Raw genomic sequence first — 260 nt, forward strand, 5'->3', positions numbered from 1 at the left:
GTCATCCACGCGCTGTCAATGAAAGACTGCTCATGCCACTGCCGGAACGAAGATTCAGAATCGCTGCCGCCGTTCGCGATGCTGGTCAGGACAGGCCAGATAGTCGGCCAGCCAATCGCGGGAAAGGCGGCAAGAATCTGTAGGCCGAAGGCGTCCAGAAATCGCCAAAGGATGGCGAGTGCCACAATAACAACGACAAGCGACGTCGCCGTCGAACAGACGGATGCGAAGCTGGCTCCAATCGCATGGGAGATCCACAG

The 260-nt window shown here is 58.1% G+C and carries 1 protein-coding gene; it reads right to left on the minus strand.

Annotated features, from left to right (window positions below):
- On the minus strand, window positions 1-260 hold a 260-nt coding region (locus SB771_RS35345; RefSeq protein ID WP_410722084.1), incomplete at both ends, for a hypothetical protein.

The sequence above is a fragment of the Burkholderia sp. SIMBA_051 genome (genome assembly GCF_046534915.1).
In the GTDB taxonomy this organism is placed as follows: domain Bacteria; phylum Pseudomonadota; class Gammaproteobacteria; order Burkholderiales; family Burkholderiaceae; genus Burkholderia; species Burkholderia ambifaria.